Origin of the sequence: Cupriavidus basilensis (assembly GCF_008801925.2) — a bacterium.
GTDB classification, from domain to species: Bacteria; Pseudomonadota; Gammaproteobacteria; order Burkholderiales; family Burkholderiaceae; genus Cupriavidus; species Cupriavidus basilensis.
Genome location: NZ_CP062803.1, coordinates 2,825,226 through 2,846,356, shown reverse-complemented (window position 1 = coordinate 2,846,356; position 21,131 = coordinate 2,825,226). Strand labels below are relative to the sequence as shown.

The 21,131-nt window shown below is 65.3% G+C and carries 23 protein-coding genes and 1 tRNA gene; 16 read left to right on the top strand and 8 right to left on the bottom strand.

The window, feature by feature from the left end:
- Positions 1-303: 303 nt before the first annotated feature.
- From acs to F7R26_RS12980, 4 genes are all read left to right on the top strand, one after another.
- The gene (acs, locus tag F7R26_RS12995) at positions 304-2,286 is read left to right on the top strand and encodes an acetate--CoA ligase (RefSeq protein WP_150983200.1); all 1,983 of its coding nucleotides are present in this window, start codon (positions 304-306) and stop codon (positions 2,284-2,286) included.
- 85 nt (positions 2,287-2,371) lie between these two features.
- On the top strand, positions 2,372-4,423 hold the full coding sequence (locus tag F7R26_RS12990; RefSeq protein WP_150983201.1) for a VC_2705 family sodium/solute symporter: 2,052 nt from the start codon (positions 2,372-2,374) through the stop codon (positions 4,421-4,423).
- Between the two features lie 62 nt (positions 4,424-4,485).
- Positions 4,486-4,575 (top strand) — tRNA-Ser (locus F7R26_RS12985).
- Positions 4,576-5,075: 500 nt separating this feature from the next.
- The gene (locus tag F7R26_RS12980) at positions 5,076-5,456 is read left to right on the top strand and encodes a DUF5594 family protein (RefSeq protein ID WP_150983202.1); all 381 of its coding nucleotides are present in this window, start codon (positions 5,076-5,078) and stop codon (positions 5,454-5,456) included.
- A 27-nt stretch (positions 5,457-5,483) separates the two neighbouring features.
- Here the strand turns inward: F7R26_RS12980 and F7R26_RS12975 are convergent, their stop codons facing one another.
- Entirely contained in the window at positions 5,484-5,678 is a 195-nt protein-coding gene (locus F7R26_RS12975; protein WP_150983203.1) for a hypothetical protein, read from the bottom strand.
- The gene (locus tag F7R26_RS12970; protein WP_150983204.1) at positions 5,675-5,929 is read right to left on the bottom strand and encodes an IclR family transcriptional regulator domain-containing protein; all 255 of its coding nucleotides are present in this window, start codon (positions 5,927-5,929) and stop codon (positions 5,675-5,677) included. Before F7R26_RS12970 ends, F7R26_RS12975 begins: the two co-directional genes overlap by 4 nt.
- A gap of 121 nt (positions 5,930-6,050) precedes the next feature.
- On the opposite strand from F7R26_RS12970, the gene F7R26_RS12965 reads away from it, so the two are divergent.
- The 3 genes from F7R26_RS12965 (at position 6,051) to F7R26_RS12955 (ending at position 6,968) form a co-directional block, all read left to right on the top strand.
- A complete protein-coding gene (locus tag F7R26_RS12965) occupies positions 6,051-6,254 on the top strand; it encodes a hypothetical protein (protein ID WP_043347764.1) in 204 nt (67 codons plus the stop codon).
- 89 nt (positions 6,255-6,343) lie between these two features.
- Complete coding sequence (locus tag F7R26_RS12960) at positions 6,344-6,565, top strand: hypothetical protein (protein ID WP_241754317.1); 222 nt, start codon at positions 6,344-6,346, stop codon at positions 6,563-6,565.
- A gap of 118 nt (positions 6,566-6,683) precedes the next feature.
- Complete coding sequence (locus F7R26_RS12955; RefSeq protein ID WP_043347757.1) at positions 6,684-6,968, top strand: hypothetical protein; 285 nt, start codon at positions 6,684-6,686, stop codon at positions 6,966-6,968.
- A gap of 112 nt (positions 6,969-7,080) precedes the next feature.
- Here the strand turns inward: F7R26_RS12955 and F7R26_RS12950 are convergent, their stop codons facing one another.
- On the bottom strand, positions 7,081-8,352 hold the full coding sequence (locus F7R26_RS12950) for a serine hydrolase domain-containing protein (protein ID WP_150983205.1): 1,272 nt from the start codon (positions 8,350-8,352) through the stop codon (positions 7,081-7,083).
- Positions 8,353-8,554: 202 nt separating this feature from the next.
- On the opposite strand from F7R26_RS12950, the gene F7R26_RS12945 reads away from it, so the two are divergent.
- Positions 8,555-8,782 (top strand): hypothetical protein, encoded by a 228-nt coding sequence (locus F7R26_RS12945; protein WP_150983206.1) that lies wholly within the window; start codon positions 8,555-8,557, stop codon positions 8,780-8,782.
- 127 nt (positions 8,783-8,909) lie between these two features.
- Complete coding sequence (locus F7R26_RS12940; RefSeq protein WP_043347749.1) at positions 8,910-9,194, top strand: hypothetical protein; 285 nt, start codon at positions 8,910-8,912, stop codon at positions 9,192-9,194.
- Positions 9,195-9,737: 543 nt separating this feature from the next.
- Here the strand turns inward: F7R26_RS12940 and F7R26_RS12935 are convergent.
- From F7R26_RS12935 to glpK, 4 genes are all read right to left on the bottom strand, one after another.
- Entirely contained in the window at positions 9,738-10,124 is a 387-nt protein-coding gene (locus tag F7R26_RS12935; RefSeq protein ID WP_043347745.1) for a hypothetical protein, read from the bottom strand.
- A 109-nt stretch (positions 10,125-10,233) separates the two neighbouring features.
- Positions 10,234-10,608 carry an MliC family protein gene (locus tag F7R26_RS12930; protein ID WP_150983207.1) on the bottom strand — a complete coding sequence of 125 codons (375 nt, stop codon included), beginning with the start codon at positions 10,606-10,608 and terminating at the stop codon, positions 10,234-10,236.
- A 111-nt stretch (positions 10,609-10,719) separates the two neighbouring features.
- Complete coding sequence (locus tag F7R26_RS12925) at positions 10,720-12,324, bottom strand: glycerol-3-phosphate dehydrogenase/oxidase (RefSeq protein WP_150983208.1); 1,605 nt, start codon at positions 12,322-12,324, stop codon at positions 10,720-10,722.
- Between the two features lie 89 nt (positions 12,325-12,413).
- Complete coding sequence (gene glpK / locus F7R26_RS12920) at positions 12,414-13,976, bottom strand: glycerol kinase GlpK (RefSeq protein WP_150983209.1); 1,563 nt, start codon at positions 13,974-13,976, stop codon at positions 12,414-12,416.
- Between the two features lie 90 nt (positions 13,977-14,066).
- Between glpK and F7R26_RS12915 the strand changes: the two genes are divergently transcribed.
- Positions 14,067-14,933 carry an NUDIX hydrolase gene (locus tag F7R26_RS12915; RefSeq protein ID WP_150983210.1) on the top strand — a complete coding sequence of 289 codons (867 nt, stop codon included), beginning with the start codon at positions 14,067-14,069 and terminating at the stop codon, positions 14,931-14,933.
- 29 nt (positions 14,934-14,962) lie between these two features.
- Positions 14,963-15,829, top strand: coding sequence for a formyltetrahydrofolate deformylase (gene purU, locus F7R26_RS12910; RefSeq protein WP_043347737.1), 867 nt, complete (start codon positions 14,963-14,965; stop codon positions 15,827-15,829).
- 103 nt (positions 15,830-15,932) lie between these two features.
- On the opposite strand, the gene F7R26_RS12905 is transcribed toward purU, so the two are convergent.
- Entirely contained in the window at positions 15,933-16,700 is a 768-nt protein-coding gene (locus F7R26_RS12905) for a DeoR/GlpR family DNA-binding transcription regulator (RefSeq protein WP_150983211.1), read from the bottom strand.
- A gap of 156 nt (positions 16,701-16,856) precedes the next feature.
- Here F7R26_RS12905 and F7R26_RS12900 point away from each other — a divergent pair, with 156 nt between their 5' ends.
- From F7R26_RS12900 to F7R26_RS12880, 5 genes are read left to right on the top strand one after another with little or no spacing between them, the layout of a single operon-like run.
- The gene (locus F7R26_RS12900) at positions 16,857-17,957 is read left to right on the top strand and encodes an ABC transporter ATP-binding protein (protein ID WP_150983212.1); all 1,101 of its coding nucleotides are present in this window, start codon (positions 16,857-16,859) and stop codon (positions 17,955-17,957) included.
- A 1-nt stretch (position 17,958) separates the two neighbouring features.
- Positions 17,959-19,065, top strand: coding sequence for an ABC transporter ATP-binding protein (locus tag F7R26_RS12895; RefSeq protein ID WP_150983213.1), 1,107 nt, complete (start codon positions 17,959-17,961; stop codon positions 19,063-19,065).
- Positions 19,062-19,955 carry a carbohydrate ABC transporter permease gene (locus F7R26_RS12890; protein WP_170301717.1) on the top strand — a complete coding sequence of 298 codons (894 nt, stop codon included), beginning with the start codon at positions 19,062-19,064 and terminating at the stop codon, positions 19,953-19,955. The genes F7R26_RS12895 and F7R26_RS12890 overlap by 4 nt, the downstream gene beginning before the upstream one ends.
- Positions 19,948-20,781: a carbohydrate ABC transporter permease gene (locus tag F7R26_RS12885; protein ID WP_150983214.1), complete on the top strand. Its 834-nt coding sequence runs from the start codon at positions 19,948-19,950 to the stop codon at positions 20,779-20,781. Before F7R26_RS12890 ends, F7R26_RS12885 begins: the two co-directional genes overlap by 8 nt.
- A gap of 12 nt (positions 20,782-20,793) precedes the next feature.
- A complete protein-coding gene (locus tag F7R26_RS12880) occupies positions 20,794-21,102 on the top strand; it encodes a DUF2160 domain-containing protein (protein ID WP_150983215.1) in 309 nt (102 codons plus the stop codon).
- Positions 21,103-21,131: the final 29 nt, after the last annotated feature.

Below are 21,131 nucleotides of genomic sequence, written 5' to 3'. Positions count from 1 at the left end.
GGATTTGGCGAGCAATGGCCGGCGGCTCGCGGTGGCGCGTTGCGCTGAGCATGTCTGCCGGCGAAGGTCCGCAATGCCGCAGCGCCGTGTTCGGGATAGGGCTCGCGGCATTATAGCTGTGCTAGCCTAATGGAGAAGGCTGCACATCCGTACCCGTGTCCTGCCGTTATCCATGGTGCGCTGCAGCAGCCGGCGCACGGGTGCCGGCATGCGAGCGGGTCGGGTTTGGCAGCGTCAGGTTTAAGTAAGCCGTCGAGCGTAAGTTCGCAGCCAGGCAGCCACGCTATATCAGGAGACAAACAAATGTCCGCCATCGAGTCCGTGATGCAGGAGCATCGTATTTTCAATCCCCCGGCGTCGTTCGCCAAGAATGCCGCGATCCCCAGCATGGAGGCCTACCAGGCCTTGTGCGACGAAGCCGGGCGCGACTACGAGGGTTTCTGGGCGCGCCACGCCCGCGAGCAACTGCACTGGACCAAGCCCTTCACCAAGGTGCTGGACGAGAGCAATGCGCCGTTTTACAAGTGGTTCGAGGACGGCGAGCTCAATGCCTCTTTTAACTGCCTGGACCGCAACCTGGACAACGGCAATGCCGAGAAGGTGGCCATTGTCTTCGAGGCCGACGACGGCACCGTTACCAAGGTCACCTATCGCCAGTTGCATGCCAAGGTGTGCCAGTTTGCCAACGGCCTCAAGGCGCTGGGCATCAGGAAGGGCGACCGCGTTGTCATCTACATGCCCATGTCCGTCGAGGGCGTCGTAGCCATGCAAGCCTGCGCGCGCCTTGGCGCCACGCACTCGGTAGTGTTCGGTGGCTTCTCCGCCAAGTCGCTGCAAGAGCGGCTGGTCGACGTGGGCGCGGTGGCGCTGATCACCGCCGACGAGCAGATGCGCGGCGGCAAGGCGCTGCCGCTCAAGGCCATCGCCGATGAAGCGCTGGCGCTGGGTGGCTGCGAAGCCGTGAAGAGCGTGATCGTGTACCGCCGCACGGGTGGCAAGGTCAACTGGGCCGAAGGCCGCGACCGCTGGATGGACGATGTCGCCGCCGGCCAGCCGCAGACCTGCGAGGCTGAACCCGTCAGCGCCGAGCATCCGCTGTTCGTGCTCTACACCTCGGGCTCAACCGGCAAGCCCAAGGGCGTGCAGCACAGCACCGGCGGCTACCTGCTGTGGGCGCTGATGACGATGAAATGGAGCTTCGACATCAAGCCCGACGACATGTTCTGGTGTACCGCCGATATCGGCTGGGTCACCGGGCACACCTACATCGCCTACGGCCCGCTGGCCGCTGGCGCCACGCAGGTGGTGTTCGAAGGGGTGCCCACTTATCCCAACGCCGGCCGCTTCTGGGACATGATCGCGCGCCACAAGGTCAGCATCTTCTACACCGCGCCGACCGCGATCCGCTCGCTGATCAAGGCGGCCGAGGCCGACGAGAAGATCCATCCCAAGCAATACGACCTGTCCAGCCTGCGCCTGCTGGGCACGGTGGGCGAGCCCATCAACCCCGAAGCGTGGATGTGGTACTACCAGAATATCGGCGGCGAGCGCTGCCCGGTGGTCGACACCTTCTGGCAGACCGAGACCGGCGGCCACATGATCACGCCGCTGCCGGGCGCCACGCCGCTGGTGCCGGGCTCGTGCACCTTGCCGCTGCCGGGCATCATCGCGGCCATCGTTGACGAGACAGGGCAGGACGTGCCGAATGGCAGCGGTGGCATCCTGGTGGTCAAGCGGCCCTGGCCTTCGATGATTCGCACCATCTGGGGCGACCCGGAGCGCTTCAAGAAGAGCTACTTCCCGGAAGAACTCGGCGGCAAGCTGTACCTTGCCGGCGACGGCTCGATCCGCGACAAGGAGACCGGCTACTTCACCATCATGGGCCGTATCGACGACGTGCTCAACGTGTCGGGCCACCGCATGGGCACGATGGAAATCGAGTCCGCGCTGGTCTCCAACCCGATGGTGGCGGAAGCCGCCGTGGTGGGCCGCCCGGACGACATGACCGGCGAGGCCATCTGCGCCTTCGTGGTGCTCAAGCGCTCCCGCCCGAACGAGGAAGAAGCCAAGCAGATCGCCACCGAACTGCGCAACTGGGTGGGCAAGGAGATTGGCCCGATCGCCAAGCCCCGCGACATCCGCTTTGGCGACAACCTGCCCAAGACGCGTTCCGGCAAGATCATGCGGCGCCTGTTGCGCTCGCTGGCCAAGAACGAAGAAATCACCCAGGACACGTCCACCCTGGAAAACCCCGCCATCCTGGAGCAGTTGAAGCAGGCACAATAGCGCGGTCATCCGCCCCTGCCGGCACGCCTCGCGCGTGCCGGCAGGTTGCTTGCTCGCCCACCCCGGCTGCCCAACCACTGCTCCCATGCCTGATGAACAGTCGCGCTTTCGCCGACGGCTGCTGCTGTACTACGGCTTGTTCACGATAGGCCTGTTTGTCTTTATCGGCATGATGGGCCTGCTGGAGCGTTCCAGCGGCGATGCCCTCTGGCTTGGTTACGTCTTCCTGTTCGTCACCATCGCCATCTATGCGTGCATCGGGCTGATCTGCCGCACCTCCGACCTCAACGAATACTATGTAGCTGGCCGGCGCGTGCCCGCGCTGTTCAACGGCATGGCGATCGCGGCCGACTGGATGAGCGCGGCATCCTTCATCGGCCTGGCCGGCATCCTGTTCGCGTCGGGCTACGAAGGCCTGGCCTACGTGATGGGCTGGACCGGTGGCTATTGCCTGGTCGCGTTCCTGCTCGCGCCCTACCTGCGCAAGTACGGCGGCTACACCATTCCCGACTTCCTCGCCGCGCGCTATGGCAATGGCAAGCCCGGCGGCAACATGCCGGTGCGCGCGATCGCCGTGCTGGCGGCATCGCTATGTTCCTTCGTCTATCTGGTGGCACAGATCCAGGGGGTAGGGCTGATCGTCACGCGCTTTATCGGCGTGGAGTTCGCCGTCGGCGTGTTCTTCGGCCTGGCCGGCATCCTGGTGTGCTCCTTCCTTGGCGGCATGCGCGCGGTGACCTGGACCCAGGTCGCGCAATACATCATGCTGATCGCGGCTTTCCTGGTCACGGTCTCGATGATCGCGTGGAAGCACCATCACCAGGCGCTGCCGCAACTGAGCTATGGCACGCTGCTGCAGCAGCTTGACACGCGCGAGCGCAGCATCGAGCGCGACCCGGCCGAGCAGGCCGTGCGCGAGTACTACCGCCAGCAGGCCGTACAGATGCAGGACCGCATCTCGCGGCTGCCGCAATCGTTCGATGAGGAGCGCAATGCGCTGTCCGCGCGCTTGCAGGAGCTGCGCTTGCGTAATGCACCGCTGCGCGAGATCAAGACGGTGGAGCGCGAGCGGGTCGAGTTTCCGCGTGACGTTGCGGCGGCCCAGCAGCAATGGAACCAGCAGCGCGAAGAAGCCCTGGCGCGCAGCCAGCCTTCCACGCCGTCGACCGAGCCCTATCCGTCGCCCTCGGAAGCGGAGCGCAAAACCAAACGGCTGAACTTCGTGTTGCTGGTGTTCTGCCTGATGCTGGGCACCGCCAGCCTGCCACACATCCTGACGCGGCTCTACACCACGCCCTCGGTGAAGGAGTCGCGCAACTCGGTGGCTTGGGCGGTGTTCTTCATCGCGCTGCTCTACGTCTCAGCCCCCGCGCTGGCGGCGCTGGTCAAGTACGAGTTCTTCCAGCACCTGGTTGGCACGCCATACGCGGAACTGCCGCAGTGGGTAGTGCAATGGCGCAAGGTCGATCCGCCGGTGTTCGGCATTCGCGATGTGAACGGCGACGGCATCGTGCAATGGGCGGAGATCCTCATCCAGCCCGACATGATCGTGCTGGCCGCACCGGAAATCGCGGGCTTGCCTTACGTGATCTCTGGCCTGGTTGCCGCGGGCGCGCTGGCGGCCGCGCTATCCACCGCCGACGGCTTGCTGCTTACCATTGCCAACGCGCTGTCGCACGACGTTTTCTATCACATGGTCGACCGCACCGCGAGTCACCAGCGGCGCGTCACCACGGCCAAGATCGTGCTGCTGGGCGTGGCCCTGTTTGCCTCTTACGTCACCTCGCTGCGCCCCGGCAATATTCTCTTTCTCGTTGGCGCGGCCTTCTCGCTAGCCGCGTCCAGTTTCTTCCCGGTGCTGGTGCTGGCGATCTTCTGGCGTCGCACCACGGCCGCGGGCGCGGTGGCAGGCATGGTGGCCGGACTCGGTGTGGCGGTCTACTATATCTTCGTCAACTACCCGTTCTTTACCCGCATGACCGGCATTTTCGGCAATCGCTGGTTCGGCGTGGACCCGATCGCTTCAGGCGCATTCGGCGTGCCCGCCGGCTTTGCCGTGGCTATCCTGGTCAGCCTGCTGACGCCGCGCAACGCCCCGGTGATCGACCGTCTCGTGACGTACTTGCGACGCGGATAGTGCCTTCGATCACGAAACACTAGATTTGCGAAACAACACTCTGATATACTCGCGGACTTGCTGGAGAGATGGATGAGTGGTTTAAGTCGCACGCCTGGAAAGCGTGTATAGGTTAATACCTATCCGGGGTTCGAATCCCCGTCTCTCCGCCAGAACAACGAAAAAGCCCTTGATATTCAAGGGCTTTTTCTATTTTCGGGGCAGATTCAGGCGCAGTGCACGGGTCTTGCGCGCTGGCATGGGCGAACTCTCCACACATAAAAAAAGCACCTGTAGCAGGTGCTTTTTTATTTCCCGCGGTTGAAAGGGGGAGGGGACCGAACCGGGTCGGCAAACGCATTGGGATCCGGTTCGGACTTGCAAGCCTAATCGGCTTGCTCGATCTCACTGCCATGTTGGCCAGAGGATCATCTGCCACTTACCTTCGCTTTGCTACGGCGTGTCTCAGTCGACAGGACTCAAGTATAGGTCAGCAGAAGTCGGGGTCAACCTGAGTTTAATCGCGGGTTGCTGGTGGCTCTCATGGACGGTTTTTGCCGGCGGGTCATCGTGCTTGTGAATTCTGCTGCACGTGGCGATCCATGGGTATTCCCAATGCCGTCGCGGCAAACGCGCCGTGCTACGATCGATAAAAACCGGGATGAGACACAGAGTGAGCCAAGACATTGCAGCGCGTTTCAATGCGGAGTTCGCCCCGCGGATTGCGCAGACGATCGCGGATTTGTTCAAGCGCCACATTCACGTCGAGGTGGTGCCGGACGAGAGGCCTGGCCGCGCAGCGCGCGTGCGCCTGTGCGGCGAGCCGTTCGATGCGCCGCGGCGGTTCACGCAGCCATTGAACGTCTACCTGTCGTGGGACGGTCTCGAGGTGGAAGCGCTGTTCGCTGCCGGTGGCGCGGAAAAATTCGAGCTCTATCTCGCGGCCCTGCCGGGCAAGATGCGCGCGTGGCAAACGCCCCGGCAGATCGATTTCGGGACGCGCTCGCAGGCAGACCCTGCCGTGCTGCTTGGCGGGCTGGATTTCGAGCATTGAGGCTGAGCTTGAGTTGTTCGGGCGTTCTCACCGCATCCCCAGCAGCCTCTCCACGTTTCGCACCAGGTCCATCAGCCCCGGCGCAACTTCCCGCTCGCGCGCCGCGAATGGCCTGGCTTGCGCCGATACCCCGCAGTTGAAGATCAGCCATTGCGAATCCACCGGCCGGAACAGCGGCACGGCAACGGCATGGACATCGTTGCGCCATTCGCGACGGTTCACGAGTAGCCCTTGGCCTCGAAATCCTGCCGCAGGCGCAAGAGCTGTGGCTGGAAGCGCACGAAGGCATCAGGGTCTTGGAGGCGCAGGCGATTGAGCACGCTTTCGCGCTCTTCGGCGGGCACCTTGCATAGCCAGGCCTTGCCGATGGCGGTGGTGAGCATGGGCAGCGCGGCGCCGATGTCCGGCGCCGCGACAAGGCTGTCGGTGGAGCGGGCGGTCTCCACATAGATCATCTGCGTGCGGTCGCGCATGCCTGGCGAGAAACGCTGCGCGAACTGCAGTGGGTCTGACGAGCGCGGCGTGCCGGCGCTGCGGCAGCCTAATGCGCAACTCGTGCTACAGTGGCCTGATCCGATTCTCCGGAGGAGCATCATGGCTAAGGATTCCACGCCGCATCTTCAGGCAATTGTCCAGACAGCACCGCAGGCAGGGCGCTATGTGTGGGTGATTACGCTGGTCGACTTCGCTGCGCAGATGGTCAAGCGCACCATTGTTTCGGACGATACCTTTACCACCTCGGACGCGGCGCGCGTGGCTGGCGACGCGCAGCTCAAGGCGATGGCGGCGGATAAGTAACCGCTACGCGCGCCATGGGAGAGCGCAGCATTGACACTGCCGGCGCGCAGCGGCCCGCTCGCTGACTGCATGCGCAAGGCGCGGGAGCGATGATGAGCATGTGCGAGGCCTGTGCGCAGATACGGCCCGGCTCGACCGGTGGCACGGGGCATCCCCGGCTGCTTCTGACGGATACGCAGCGCATCAAGCCGCGTGGCCAGCCCGCGATCACCTTTGCCACCTACACCTGTGCCGATTGCGGCTGCCGCTGGCGCCATGAGAGCGACAAGAACGGCAAGGGGCCGGGTTGGTCGATACAGTCCGCAGACTGACGCGGCCCGATTTGCCCGAAAAGCATTCCCGCCACCGCCTGGCAACAGGGCGGGGCGAATCCGTGGCGGTGCGGCGCCGGCCGCATCCACCCATCCATCATCGACAGGGGAGCGCAAGTTGGACACAGGACCTTTCACCCGCTACAAAGGCTTCGATCTCTACCCGCTGATCTATCGTCACCAGGCGGAACGTACCTGGCCCGAGCGCCGGCCGGATCGCAGCTTCAACGCGTCGGTGGTGATCTGCCGCGAGGGGCATGAGCCGGGGACCGAGCGCTCGCGCGTGTTTCGCCTCAGCGCCGCGCCCTGGGACAATATCGGCACCGCGCGCCGCGGCGCCGTGAAGTTCGGCGAGGACATCATCAACGGCCTGGTGCCGGGCGAGTCCGTTGCTGCGCTGTAGGACGCTGTAGGGGGCTGCAAGGCGCCTGGCGGGGGCGCTCAGGCACGGGCAGGCACGCCAGCCGCGGTGGCAGCGGGCGGCCACCGCGGCGCTTCATCATGGCGTCATGACGTCATGGGATCATCGCGCTGTACACCGTGTTCCTGAACCACGCGCGGTAATACTCGCGCTGCCCCGGCGCCTGCATCATCCAGATCGCCACGGTCTTCTCCTTCGGGTCGACCCAGAAGTAGGTGCCCCCGACCCCGCCCCAGTAGTAGTCCCCGACGGAACCCGGCGTGGCTGATTCGCCGATGCCCGTGCGCGTGCCGAAACCCAGGCCAAAGCCATAGCCGGGCCCCGGCAGGTAGGCCGCGCCGCGCGCCAGGGAACGGGCACCCACGACGCCGAGGTGGTCGGCCGTCATGTAGGCGACCGTCCTGGGCGATAGCAGGCGCACCCCGTCGATCTCGCCGCCATTGAGCAGCATCTGGGCAAAGCGGAAGTAGTCGGCCGCGGTCGATACCAGGCCACCGCCGCCCGATTCAAGCTTCGGAGCGCGGCGTACGTCGATCAGCGCGACCGGCACCTTGCTGTCGGGATCGACCGCAAAGGGCTCCGCAATGCGGCCTTGCTGTGCCGGCGGAACCCAGAAACCGGTGTCTTTCATCTGCAATGGCGTAAAGATCCGCTGCTGCAGATGCGTGGCCAGCGTCTGGCCCGACACGCGTTCGAGCAAGGCGCCCAAGACATCGGTGGAGCGGCTGTATTCCCAAGTGGTGCCGGGCTGGAACTGCAGCGGCACCTTGGCCAGACGCGCAATGAACTCGGTATTGCTTTGCTCGGTGGCATCCACGTCCAGCCGCTTGTATTCCTCCTTGACCAGCGACTTGCCGAACACGCCGTAGGTCAGGCCAGACGTGTGGCGCAGCAGGTCCTGCACGGTCATTTCGCGCTGGGCGGGCACCAGTTCCAGCACGGGCTTGCCGGCAGCGTCGGTCTTCTCCACACCAACGCGCAGGTCCTTGAGCTCGGGCAGGTACTTCGACACCGGGTCGGCCAGCTGGATGCGGCCGTCCTCGACCATCATCATGACTGCCACCGAGACGATCGGCTTGCTCATCGAGTAGATGCGGAAAATCGAGTCCGGGCGCATCGGCACCTTGCCCGCCGCATCCTGCCAGCCGATGGTCTGCGTGTTGACGATGCTGCCGTTGCGGGCCACCAGGTAGACGGCGCCGGGAATGCGCCCCTGCGCGACATCGGCACGCACGCGTGCGCTCATGCTGTCTAGTTGCGTGGCGGAGAAGCCGGTCGTGAGCGCTGCGGTATTTTGCGTGTTGGCCGGGGCCGCGCAGGCGGCCAGCAGAGCGACCGCCAGCGCAGGCAAAGTGCTACGTATCATTTGTCTCATCCTTTGTCTTATCGTTGTCTTGGCAATGTCTTATCGATGCAGCCTCGGTGTGGCACCGATGTGGCATCGGGAAGGGCTCGATTGCTGCAAATGCAAGGTGATCATCGCATGCGGGTTGGCGCGCGTGAATCAAGGCTCACCCGAATCGGGCCGCGCGCCATGCTACGATCCCGACAAATTATCGGAGGTGAAGATGTCAAAACACGTGTTCACTCGCAGCCAGTACCTGGCCATCCTCAATGAAAGCCTGAAGAACGACCCGAGGTGGAAGCCAGGCATGGCCTTTGTCTTTCATCCGCTGGGCGCGGACGAAGCCAGCGCGACCGGTGTCGGGTGCACTGGCCCCGACGAGGCGCTTCCTGTCTACGCGGAGATCGAGCGGGTGGCGGCGGATTTGATCGAGGTGAGGCAGGCGCGGTAGGGGGCTGGCGTGGTGACGCCATGCAGTGCCGGCAGGCATGCATCGCGTCATATGCGCGACGCAAAGGCGGGCTCTCCCGCCGACCTGCGTACAATACCGCCCCAGACAGACTCTAGCGGAACAAGCCGTGAAAAAGACCGACCTCGAAAAGAACAAAGCTCTGAAGCTCGCAAACAGCCTGAAGCTGTCCGCCGCAGTCCGTGCCGGCCGTGATACCGGCCCGGCCAAGGTCGATCGCCGCGAACAGCGCCGGCTCGACCAGGAGCAAGGCCTGGTGCCGTTTGCGTGCAAGCTGGATGCCGAGTTGGTGAAGCGCCTGCAGGCACTGGCACCGGCACATGCCGGTGGCATGAGCGGCCTGCTGAAAGAAGCGTTGGAACGCGGCCTGCCGCAGGAAGACGCGGCAGCCTGATCGCAGCGCGCTGGGCCGGGTGGGCATGAAGCACTGGTTTGTGCCTTTTTGTCCGCGCGAACGGTGTGATGCGCAGGGCCAAAGCAAACAGAAGCAAGCAAAACGCCCGCTGGGTTTCAGCGGGCGTTTTGCTTTTGTCATTGCTTTTAAGTGGGGGATATTCAGGGGGTGGTTTCCCGGATGCGGTTCGGTTCTTGTGTGAGCGAGGGCAAAACTTCATTCAATGCACGAACAGCCAGATCAGCAGCAATACAAAGGCAGGGACACCGAGCAGCCAGGCAAGAATGTAGGGCATGATTTCCTTCCTTTCCTATCTGTTTTCCACGGTTCCACTATAGGCATGGCCGTTTTCGCACGGTGTCCGGCGGTTTCCGCTTGCGGTGTAGGACTGGGCTGACGGGGGCGGGGGGAGGGAAAGACTCGGGCAGTGTGGTTGCCCGCGGCGAGGCACGCCAGGGCGGAGGGAACGGAGCGGCCGCGGGGACCGCTCCAGGGGATCACAACCTTCTGGTCGTCATCCCCACGGGGTGGAGCAAAGGGCGCTCAGTCCTCTTCGCCTTCTTCCGAATCGAGGAAATCGCGGCGAAGCATCCAGTTTTCGATGGCTTCGTCGCAGATCTTCTTGAGCTTTTGCTTCTCCGGCACTTTGTCGAACAGCTCAAAGTTCACCAGCGCGATGCCGGCGTCGGAGATGTAGAACAGGCGGCCGGGCTCATCGTAATGCACGATGCGCCCGTCGATGCCGCTTTCCTCGCTGTCGACCGGCATGTCTTCCAGTTCGACCACCCGGCAGGTGAAGCGGGGTGCGCGGGTGTGGGTCAGATATTCAAATTCGTCATGCATGACCTCGCCGCCCTTGGGCGTAAAGATCGCGAAGCCCCAGATAAAGCGGGGCATCGGCAGATCGGACAGATCATCAATCTCGTCCATGGTGTTCTCCCTGATTCGATAACCCGCATTATCGCTCGGCCAGGGCGCAAGCACCAAAATGTTCTGGCGATGACCTGCTCGGGCGCTGCCCAGGCACCGCTCCCGAGCCCTATTTCGCCGCGTGGCAGTTAGCGTAGGCCGGTGGTGCGCTCTCGCCCCTGGTCAGGTCCTGCAGCATGCCTTCGTCGCCCTTGGTGATCCACAGATAGGCACCATGCGCATAGCGGGCGCCCGAGCCGGCCAGCACGCTGACAAAGAGCAGCGGCTTCCCATCCAGCCGCAGGATGGCGATCTGGTTGTCGGTGCTGTTGAAATAGCGCGCCGTGACCTGCTTGCCGTCGTCGCACTGGTAGCGCACGGTACGGGGCGGGTCGAAGCGCACGCCGTCGATGCCGGGCTTGGCCATGGCGGGGGCAACGGCCAGGCCGATGGCGGCGGCGATGGCGCAGGTCGTGAAGCGATGCACGGGCGAACGAAGAGGCATCTGGTTTCCTTGTTAGCAAGCTTGGTAGCAAGACGTCGATGAGGTGGCCCAGGTCCTGGCTGGCGTATTTCCAGCGGGATGCGAGGCCAGGTGGCATCCCTGCACCGGGGGTCAGGCCAGCATATAGCCGCTTGCAAGCTCCCGGAAGCTGGCTACCTCGGACGCTTGCCAGGCGGCGTCGTGCCCATGCTCCTCGGCCAGGATCTCGGCCACCCGCGGCGCTGCCGCGCTCGCGGCGCTGGCTTCCAGGAACAAGGCGCGATTGCGGCGCGCCAGCACGTCCTCGACTCGCCGAGCCAGTTCGAAGCGCGCGGCAAAGCGCACATGGGCGGCGGTCAACCCGGCGCCGGGCATCAGCATTTCGTCGTTGCCGGGCAGCGTGTGCAGCATGCCGACCTCGTTGCCGTAGTAACGGTCCGGCGAGCCGCTGCCGGGCGCGGGCAGGTTAGCGGGCAAGCCTTGCGCGCCGTGCAGCGGCAGATCCGCCGTCACGCAGGGCGCGGCCGGCAGCATCTGGCGCTGGATGGCCGTGCCTACCACGTCCTCGGCCATCTTGCGGTAGGTGGTCCACTTGCCGCCGGTGACGGTGATCAGGCCGGCCTTGGACACCAGGATGGTGTGCTCGCGCGAGAGCGAGGCGGTGGAGGCTTCGCCGGTGGCCTTGACCAGTGGGCGCAGGCCTGCCCAGACGCTGGTCACGTCGGCGCGGGTTGGCGCGCGCGACAGGTAGCGCGTGGCGGTTTCCAGGATGAAGTCGACATCGTCGGCGCCCGCGCGAGGCTCCAGCGGCAGGTCCTTGCGCGGCGTATCGGTGGTGCCGATGATGGTGTGGCCGTTCCAGGGCACGACGAAGAGCACACGGCCGTCATCGGTCTTGGGGATCAGGATGGCACGGTCGCCGGGCAGGAAGCTGCGCGGCAAGGTCAGGTGCACGCCCTGGCTGGGGGCCACCATGCTGCGGGCCTGGCCGTCTTCCATCTGGCGCACGGCATCGACCCACACGCCGGTGGCGTTGATCACGCAGGACGCCTTCAGGTCGAAGCTGGCGTCGCCCAGCACGTCCTTCACGGTGACGCCGTCGATTACCCCGTTGCGCTGCGACAGCCCGCTCACGCGCAGGTAGTTGATGGCCGTGCCGCCCACGTCGAACAGCGTGCGCATCAGGGCGATGGCCAGGCGGGCATCGTCGAACTGCCCGTCGAAATACAGGTTGCCGCCGCGCAGGGGCCGCCCGCCCACGTGCTCGGCCAGGGTCGGCGCCGCCGCCAGGGTTTCGCGGTGGTTGAGCCAGCGGCTGCCGGACAGGTTGAGGCCGCCGGCCAGCATGTCGTATAGCTTCAGGCCGATGCCGTAGAAGGGCTGGTCGAACAACTGGTAGGCCGGCACCACGAAGCCAAGCGGCCACACCAGGTGCGGCGCGTTGCGGGCCAGCAGGCCACGCTCATGCAGCGCCTCGCGCACCAGGCTGATATTGCCCTGCGCGAGGTAGCGCACGCCGCCGTGAACCAGCTTGGTGGCCTTGCTGGAGGTGCCCTTGGCGAAGTCGGCGGCCTCCACCAGCAGCGTGCGGTAGCCGCGCGAGGCGGCATCCACCGCCGTGCCCAGGCCGGTGGCGCCGCCGCCGATGACGATGACATCCCACTTCGGCTCGCGCTCGAGGGTGGCGAGCAGGGTGGCGCGGTCGGGCGGCAGGATGGGGGTGTGCAGTGTCTGCATGATTCCTTGTTTGGTGCGAATGCGTGTCGCGGTGCTGCTGGTCCGTACTTTTGTACTGGCCTTGTGTGGCTCGTGCGCTCTGCTCGCGTTCAGTTTGTCGGGTGCGCAGGCGCGCCATCTTCCCGCGCCCAGTCGCGTGCGCGCTCAACCGCGCGATGCCAGCGCCAGAGCCGGTACGCGCGCGCGTCGGCGCTAAGGTTGGGCTCGAAGCGATGCTCCACCTGCCACTGGCTGGCGATCTCGTCCTCGCCGCTCCAGTAGCCGGTGGCCAGTCCCGCCAGGTAGGCCGCGCCAAGCGCGGTGGTCTCGGTCACGCGCGGGCGAACCACGGCCGTGCCAAGCAGGTCGGCCTGCATCTGCATCAGCAGGTCGCTGCGCGATGCGCCACCGTCCACACGCAGTTCGGCCAGCGAGATGCCGGCATCCTTCTGCATGGCGTCCAGCACGTCCACGCTCTGCAGCGCGATCGACTCCAGCGCGGCGCGGGCAATGTGCGCTCGTCCGGTGCCGCGGGTCAGGCCGACCAGCGTGCCGCGCGCGAACGGATCCCAGTGCGGCGCGCCCAGGCCGGCAAAGGCCGGCACCAGCACCACGCCTTCGGTGTCGTCGCACTGGCGCGCCAGCGGCTCCACCTCGGGCGCGCTGTTGATGATCTGCAGCCCGTCGCGCAGCCACTGGATGGTGGCGCCGCCCATGAACACGCCGCCTTCCAGGCAATACTGCGTGCGGCTGGCGGGCGGCGTGGTGCCGCCCAGTTGCCAGCCAATGGTGGTGAGCAGGCGATTGTGCGAAGTGACCGGCTGCGATCCCGTGTTCATCAGCAGGAAGCAGCCCGTGCCGTAGGTATTCTTGGCCATGCCCGGGGACAGGCAGGCCTGGCCGTAGGTGGCGGCCTGCTGGTCCCCGGCGATGCCGGCAATGGGGATTTCCGCGCCGAACAGCCGCAACGCCGTGCGCGCCACCTCGCCGCTGGAGGGCACCACCTCGGGCAACAAGCTGCGCGGGATGTCCAGCAGGTCGAGCAGGTCATCATCCCACTGGAAGGTGTGGATGTTGAACAGCATCGTGCGCGACGCGTTGGAGACATCGGTGACATGGCGCTTGCCGTCCGTCAGCTGCCAGATCAGCCAGCTGTCGACCGTGCCGAACGCCAGCTCGCCGCGCGCCGCGCGTTCGCGCGCGCCCTCGGTGTTGTCGAGCATCCAGCGCAGCTTGGTGCCGGAGAAGTAGGCGTCGATGATCAGGCCGGTCTTGTCGCGGAACAGCTCGCCGTGGCCGTCGGCCTGCAGCGCCTCGCACATCGGCGCGGTGCGGCGGTCCTGCCAGACCAGCGCGCGGCCGATGGGCTCACCGGTCTGGCGGTCCCACAGCACGGTGGTCTCGCGCTGGTTGGTGATGCCGATGGCGCTCACCTGGCTGGCCGCGACGCCGGCGTCGTTCAGCACCTCGTGTGCCACCGCCAGCTGCGACTGCCAGATCTCGTAGGGATCGTGCTCGACGTGGCCGGGGTGCGGGTAATATTGGCGGAATTCGCGCTGCGCGACCCGCGCCACGTTGCCGGCGTGATCGAACAGGATCGCGCGCGAGCTGCTGGTGCCCTGGTCGAGCGCCAGCACGAATTGCGGCAGGCCCGAAGGCTGGGTTTGCTTCATGCGTCTTGTCCTGGATTGGCTGCTGTTACCACTACATTAACCATTGCTTTATCTATTGCAGGCGCGCCTTGCCGGCCGCCGGGATCCTTCATGTCCGATACGTTGCCCGATAGCGCCAGCCAGAACCCCGTCGTGTCCCGCATTGCCGCCTCGCTGGCGGCGCGCAGCCGTTTCGATGCCGGCGCGCATTTGCGGCTGACCGTGGCGGGGCGCCAGGTGGGCTGGCTGCCGCGCGCGCATGCGCAGATCCTGCGCGCGCAGGATACGGTGCCGGGCGTGCTGGGCGAGCCGCGCGATGGCAGCGTGGCGCTGCTGCCGGGCTGCGGCGATGCCTGCACGCGCAGCGCGGCGCTGAAGGTGCTTGCGCACTGGCTGGCGGATGCCGGCCATGTGCGCGGCTGGCGCGACGAGCTGTTCGCCGTCACGCCGGAACTTGCGGCGCCGGCCTTCGCGGTGATAGAGCGCGCGGCCGCGCGCTTTCTCGGGCTGCTGACCTTTGCCTCGCACATGAACGGCGTCATTGCCGGCGCGCGCGCGCTGTGGATTTCACGGCGCAGCGCCGCCAAGGCGGTCGACCCCGGCATGTGGGACAACCTGGTGGCTGGCGGCATGCCGCACGGCAGTGATCCGCTTGCCACGCTGGTGCGCGAGTGCGACGAGGAGTCAGGCATTGCGCCCGTGCTGGCGCAGCGCGCCGAGGCGCATGGCGTGATCGAAGTGCTGCGCGAAATTCCCGAGGGCGTGCAGTGGGAGGCCGTGTACGTGTACGACCTGTTGCTGCCGCCGGATTTCGTGCCGCATAACCGCGATGGGGAGGTGGCCGAGCACCGCCGTATCGAGCCGGAGGCATTGCTTGCTATCATGGCGGATGGCGCCATGACGGTCGACGCGACCCTGGTGACGCTGGATGCGCTCAATCGCCGTGGCTGGAGCGCCCCCGGCATTCCCCGCCCTTGATCGGCGCGCACTAGACAAAACCACACACGATGAGCAATACCGGATTCATTCTCACCATTTCCTGCCCGGATCAGCCGGGCATCGTCCATGCCGTCTCGGGCCTGCTGTTCCAGCACGGCTGCAATATCGTCGATTCCGACCAGTACGGCGACGAGTTCACCGGCCGCTTCTTCATGCGGGTGCATTTCACCCCGGCCGCCGGCGGCCCGGACCTGGCCACGCTGAAGACCGCGTTCGCGCCGATCGGCGATCAGTTCGCCATGCAGTGGGACCTGTTCGATGCCAGCGTCAAGCCGCGCGTGATGATCATGGTGTCGAAGATCGGCCATTGCCTGAACGATCTGCTGTTCCGCGCCAAGGCCAGCGGCCTGCCGGTGGAGATCGCCGCCATCGTGTCGAACCACCGCGATTTCTACCAGCTTGCCGCGTCGTACGATATCCCCTTCTTCCACCTGCCGATGATGAACGCCTCGGCTGAGCAGAAGGCCGCGCAGGAGAACAAGGTGTTCGAGATCGTGCGCGAGCAGAACATCGACCTGGTGGTGCTGGCGCGCTACATGCAGGTGCTGTCCGACGACCTGTGCCGCAAGCTGGCAGGCCGCGCCATCAATATCCATCACTCGTTCCTGCCCAGCTTCAAGGGCGCCAAGCCTTACTATCAGGCGCACGACCGTGGCGTGAAGCTGATCGGCGCGACCGCCCACTACGTGACCGCGGCGCTGGACGAAGGCCCGATCATCGAGCAGGAAATCGAGCGCGTGGACCATAGCATGGATCCCGAGCAGCTCACCGCGGTGGGGCGTGACGTGGAATGCGTGGCGCTGGCGCGTGCCGTCAAATGGCATGCCGAGCACCGCATCCTGCTCAACGGCCACAAGACGGTCGTCTTCAAGTAAGGCCTCCGGCAAGCCACCAAGCAAGCCCTTCACAAGGTGCCCGGCGCCAGCCGCGCCGGCACCGCCTCGCCCGCAGGGGAGCCGGCGCCGTGGCTGGCCACACTCAGGCCTGCGCGACCACACAGCGCACTCCGCTTTCTTCCAGCATGCTCTCGAACGGCGGCTTCAACGGCTCATCGGTGAAGAGCCGGTCGATCTCCGAGACGTGCGCCAGTTCCACCATGGCCTGCCGGTTGAACTTGCTGGCGTCCGCCGCCAGCCAGACTTCGCGCGAATGCTCGATGATGGTCCGTGCCACCTTCACTTCGCGAAAATCGTAATCGCGCAGCGTGCCGTCGGCCTCAATGCCCGAGATGCCGATCAGGCCGATATCCACCTTGAACTGGCTGATGAACTCCACCGTGGCCTCGCCCACGATGCCACGGTCGCGCGAGCGCAGCACGCCGCCGGCGACGATCACTTCGCAATCGGGGTTGTCGGCCAGGATGCTCGCCACGTTCAGGTTGTTGGTGATCACGCGCAGGCCGCGGTGATGCATGAGCTCGCGCGCGATTTCCTCGACCGTGGTGCCGATATTCAGGATCAGTGAGCAACCCTCGGGCACGGCGCTGGCCACTGCGCGCGCAATGCGGGCCTTGCCCTCGGCATTGAGCCCCTGGCGCTGCCGATAGGCGATGTTCTCCACCGTGGAGCCCTCCACCCGCACGCCGCCGTGAAAGCGCGCCAGCATGCCGCCTTCAGCCAGCAGGTTGACGTCCCGGCGCACGGTCTGCAGGGTCACCCCGAACTTGCGGGCAAGTTCGTCGATGGAAGCGAAGCCCTGGCTGCGAACTTCTTCCAGCAGGGCGGTCTGGCGTGGATTTAGCGTCATGCCGGCATTCTAGTTCAAACACAAACGAAAACAAATGATGCAGTGCATGATTGTTTTATTTTCGTTTTTGATCTAAAACGAGCGGGAAGCAAGGATTTGTGCGTTTGCATCATTGCGTTATATGTGATGTATGTGGCATTCGGAATCGGAGACTCGATGCAGCTCAGATTGGAAGGCATCGCCCAGCAAGCAGGCTCGCAGGCGTATCTATATCCCATGTCGCTGACGCCCGTGCCGGGCGCGGTGACCATCCTGCTAGGTGCCACCCAGGCCGGCAAGACTTCGCTGATGCGGGTCATGGCGGGGTTGGACCGGCCTAGTGCCGGCCGTGTCGAGGTGGACGGCATCGACGTGACCGGCATGCCGGTGCGCGAGCGCAACGTCTCGATGGTCTACCAGCAGTTCATCAACTACCCGTCGATGACCGTCTTCGACAATATTGCTTCGCCGCTCAAACTGCGGCGTTCCAAGGATATCGATGGACAGGTGAGGGCGCTCGCCACCCGCCTGCATATCGAGCACCTGCTCGAACGCTTCCCCGCCGAACTCTCCGGCGGGCAGCAGCAGCGCGTGGCGCTGGCTCGCGCACTGGCCAAGGGCGCGCCGCTGATGTTGCTCGACGAGCCCCTGGTCAACCTCGACTACAAGCTGCGCGAAGAGCTGCGCGAGGAACTGACCCAGCTCTTCGCGCATGGCAATGCCACCGTGATCTATGCCACCACGGAGCCGGCCGAAGCGCTGTTGCTGGGCGGCTATACCGCGGTGCTGGATGCCGGCGAGCTGTTGCAGTACGGGCCCACGCCAGAGGTCTTCCACTATCCCGCCTCGCTGCGCGTGGCGCGTGCTTTCAGCGATCCCCCCATGAACCTGATGGCCGGCAGCCTGCTGGCCGGCGCGGTCACGTTGCCCGGCGGCGTCGTGGTCCCCTTGCCCGGGGCAGTGGAACAAGGCGGCACGGTAACGGTCGGGGTGCGGGCCGGTGCGCTGCGCCTGGACGCCGTGCCCGGCTCGGTGCCGGTGGCGGGCCGGGTGGCGCTGGCCGAGCTGTCCGGGTCGGACACCTTCGTGCACATGGATTCCCCGGTCGGCAACCTGGTGGCGCAGTTTCCGGGGGTGGTCGACCTGGAACTGGGCGCGCCGCTCACGCTGCACCTGGATCCCGCGCAGCTCTACCTGTTCGACGCCGACGGCATGCGCATTCACGCGCCCAGCCGGCCGTTGAAGGTCGCTCCCGCCACTGCCGAGCTGGGAGCCTGAGATGACACGCATCGACCTCGACCTGTCCCATTCATACCGTCCCGATCCGCAAGCGGATGAGGACTACGCGCTGCTGCCGCTGAAGTTCACGTTCAATGACGGCGGCGCCTACGCCTTGCTCGGGCCCTCCGGCTGCGGCAAGACCACCTTGCTCAATTGCATTTCCGGCTTGCAGCGGCCATCGCACGGCACCGTCTCCTTCGATGGCCGCGACGTGACCGCAGCTACGCCGCAGGCGCGCAACATCGCCCAGGTGTTCCAGTTCCCGGTGATCTACGACACCATGACGGTGGGCGAAAACCTGGCCTTCCCGCTGCGTAACCGCGGCGTGCCCGCGGCCCAGGTGAAGGAGCGCGTGGGCCGCGTGGCCGAGATGCTGGACCTGTCCGCATCGCTGGACCGGCGCGCCAGCGGCCTGGCGGCCGACGCCAAGCAGAAGATCTCGCTCGGGCGGGGCCTGGTGCGCCAGGACGTGTCGGCCATCCTGTTCGACGAGCCGCTGACCGTGATCGATCCGCACCTGAAATGGCAGTTGCGCCGCAAGCTCAAGGAGATTCACCACGAGTTCCGGCTGACGCTGATTTATGTCACGCATGACCAGACCGAGGCGCTCACCTTTGCCGACCAGGTGGTGGTGATGTCGCGCGGCCGGGCAGTGCAGGTGGGGCCGGCCGATGCGCTGTTCGAGCGCCCGGCGCATACCTTCGTTGGCAACTTCATCGGTTCGCCGGGCATGAACTTCCTGGCAGGGGCATGGCGCGATGGCGCCATCGAAATTGCCGGGCGGCGCTATATGCCGGAATTCGCGCCGACCGTCGCCACGGCTTTGCAGGCGGCCGGCAGCTTCAAGGTCGGCGTGCGCCCCGAGTACCTGCGCCTGGCCGCAAGCACCGATCCGCAGGCCGTGCCCGCACGCGTGGAGCGCGCGCAGGACATTGGCACCTACTGGCTCGTCACCGCCACCGTGCAGGATGCCAGCGGCCACGCTGCCACCGTGCGCGGCCGGCTCGGCAACGAGGGCGCGGCGCTGCAGGCGGGCGAGACCGTGTGGCTATCCGTGTTCAACCGTCATACCTGTTACTACGTCAACGAGGAGCTGGTGGCATGAGCACGCTGAAGCCCGTCAACCAGAAGGCCTGGCTGCTGGTCATCCCGGTGGTCCTGTGCGTGGCGTTCTCCGCCATCCTGCCGCTGATGACCATCGTCAATTACTCCGTGCAGGACATCATCTCGCCCGATCGGCGCGTGTTCGTCGGCACCGAATGGTTCCGCACCGTGCTGCGCGATGGCGAGCTGCACGACGCGCTGCTGCGTCAGCTTGGCTTTTCGCTGGCGGTGCTGGCGGTGGAGATCCCGCTGGGCATCCTGCTGGCGCTGTCGATGCCGGCCAAGGGGGTGAAGGCGTCGGCGGTGCTGGTGGTGATCGCGCTGTCGCTGCTGATTCCATGGAACGTCGTGGGCACGATCTGGCAGATCTTCGGGCGCACCGATATCGGCTTGCTGGGCGCGGCGCTTGCCGGCATGGGCTTTGCCTACAACTACACCGGCAGCGCGGTGGACGCCTGGTTCACGGTGCTGGTGATGGACGTGTGGCACTGGACGCCGCTGGTGGCGCTGCTGTGCTACGCGGGCTTGCGCGCGATTCCCGACGCGTACTACCAGGCCGCGCAGATCGACGGCGCCTCGCGCCTGGCGGTGTTCCGCTACATCCAGTTGCCCAAGCTGCGTGGCGTGCTGATGATCGCGGTGCTGCTGCGCTTCATGGACAGCTTCATGATCTACACCGAGCCCTTCGTGCTGACCGGCGGCGGGCCTGGCAACGCGACCACGTTCCTGTCGCAATACCTCACGCAGAAGGCCGTGGGCCAGTTCGACCTGGGCCCGGCCGCGGCATTCTCGATCGTCTACTTCCTGATCATCCTGCTCATGTGTTTCATTCTCTACAACTGGATGCAGCGCGCGGGCACCGCCGGCAGCGAGGACATGCCCAATGCGTGAAGCCAAACGTGATGCCAAGCAAAGCGCCACATACTGGCGTGCCGTCTTCCTGGTGGTGTACCTGGTCTTCGCCATCCTGCCGATCTACTGGATGCTGAACATGTCGTTCAAGTCCAACGAGGAGATTGTTTCCACGCTGTCGCTGTGGCCAAACGATTTCACGCTGGAGCACTACAAGACCATTTTCACCGATCCGTCCTGGTACTCGGGCTACATCAACTCGATGATTTACGTGGCGATGAACACGGTGATCTCGATCACAGTGGCGTTGCCCGCGGCCTATGCTTTCTCGCGCTACCGGTTTATCGGCGACAAGCACGTCTTCTTCTGGCTGCTGACCAATCGCATGACGCCGCCGGCAGTGTTCCTGCTGCCATTCTTCCAGCTCTACACGACCATCGGCCTGATGGACACGCATCTTGGCGTGGCGCTGGCGCACCTGGTGTTCAATGTGCCGCTGGCGGTGTGGATCCTGGAGGGCTTCATGTCCGGCGTGCCGCGCGAAATCGACGAGACGGCGTATGTGGATGGCTACTCCTTTCCGCGCTTTTTCATCACCATCTTCCTGCCGCTGATCAAGGCCGGCGTGGGCGTGGCCGCTTTCTTCTGCTTCATGTTCAGCTGGGTGGAGCTGCTGCTTGCGCGCACGTTGACCTCGGTCAACGCCAAGCCGATCGTTGCCACCATGACGCGCACAGTGTCGGCCTCCGGCATGGACTGGGGCGTGCTGGCTGCGGCCGGCGTGCTCACCATCGTGCCCGGCGGCATCGTGATCTGGTTTGTGCGGCACTACATCGCGAAAGGCTTCGCGATGGGCCGCGTGTAAGGAGAGGATGCCATGTTCAGCTGGATGGTATGGACCACCCCGGTGGCCGTGTTCTTCATCAGCATCGCGGTGATGCTGGTTGGCATGACGATGTGGGAGACGCGCGCCCCTACCATGGAGCGCAAGGGCTTCCTGCCCATCGCCACCACCCGAGGCGATCGCCTGTTTATCGGCCTGATGTGCGCGGCCTGGATCAACCTCGCGTGGGTGGGCCTGGGCGAGAAGATGATGGCGTGGTTCTCGCTGGCGGAGGAACCTTCGATCTGGATCAGCCTGGTGCTGTCCATGCTTGCGCTGGGCCTGGTGATGCGCAAAGGCTGAGCGGCATGCGGATCGCGCAACTGAGCCGA

Coding starts and splice junctions, on each gene's coding strand:
- F7R26_RS12905 (WP_150983211.1), bottom strand. CDS start 16,700: ATGACGCTAAATCCACGCCAGACCGCCCTGCTGGAAGAAGTTCGCAGC.
- F7R26_RS12930 (WP_150983207.1), bottom strand. CDS start 10,608: ATGCCTCTTCGTTCGCCCGTGCATCGCTTCACGACCTGCGCCATCGCC.
- F7R26_RS12915 (WP_150983210.1), top strand. CDS start 14,067: ATGTCCGATACGTTGCCCGATAGCGCCAGCCAGAACCCCGTCGTGTCC.
- F7R26_RS12925 (WP_150983208.1), bottom strand. CDS start 12,324: ATGCAGACACTGCACACCCCCATCCTGCCGCCCGACCGCGCCACCCTG.
- F7R26_RS12950 (WP_150983205.1), bottom strand. CDS start 8,352: ATGATACGTAGCACTTTGCCTGCGCTGGCGGTCGCTCTGCTGGCCGCC.
- F7R26_RS12965 (WP_043347764.1), top strand. CDS start 6,051: ATGGCTAAGGATTCCACGCCGCATCTTCAGGCAATTGTCCAGACAGCA.
- glpK (WP_150983209.1), bottom strand. CDS start 13,976: ATGAAGCAAACCCAGCCTTCGGGCCTGCCGCAATTCGTGCTGGCGCTC.
- F7R26_RS12900 (WP_150983212.1), top strand. CDS start 16,857: ATGCAGCTCAGATTGGAAGGCATCGCCCAGCAAGCAGGCTCGCAGGCG.
- F7R26_RS12970 (WP_150983204.1), bottom strand. CDS start 5,929: ATGCGCGACCGCACGCAGATGATCTATGTGGAGACCGCCCGCTCCACC.
- F7R26_RS12895 (WP_150983213.1), top strand. CDS start 17,959: ATGACACGCATCGACCTCGACCTGTCCCATTCATACCGTCCCGATCCG.
- F7R26_RS12945 (WP_150983206.1), top strand. CDS start 8,555: ATGTCAAAACACGTGTTCACTCGCAGCCAGTACCTGGCCATCCTCAAT.
- F7R26_RS12880 (WP_150983215.1), top strand. CDS start 20,794: ATGTTCAGCTGGATGGTATGGACCACCCCGGTGGCCGTGTTCTTCATC.
- F7R26_RS12990 (WP_150983201.1), top strand. CDS start 2,372: ATGCCTGATGAACAGTCGCGCTTTCGCCGACGGCTGCTGCTGTACTAC.
- purU (WP_043347737.1), top strand. CDS start 14,963: ATGAGCAATACCGGATTCATTCTCACCATTTCCTGCCCGGATCAGCCG.
- acs (WP_150983200.1), top strand. CDS start 304: ATGTCCGCCATCGAGTCCGTGATGCAGGAGCATCGTATTTTCAATCCC.
- F7R26_RS12960 (WP_241754317.1), top strand. CDS start 6,344: ATGATGAGCATGTGCGAGGCCTGTGCGCAGATACGGCCCGGCTCGACC.
- F7R26_RS12890 (WP_170301717.1), top strand. CDS start 19,062: ATGAGCACGCTGAAGCCCGTCAACCAGAAGGCCTGGCTGCTGGTCATC.
- F7R26_RS12935 (WP_043347745.1), bottom strand. CDS start 10,124: ATGGACGAGATTGATGATCTGTCCGATCTGCCGATGCCCCGCTTTATC.
- F7R26_RS12885 (WP_150983214.1), top strand. CDS start 19,948: ATGCGTGAAGCCAAACGTGATGCCAAGCAAAGCGCCACATACTGGCGT.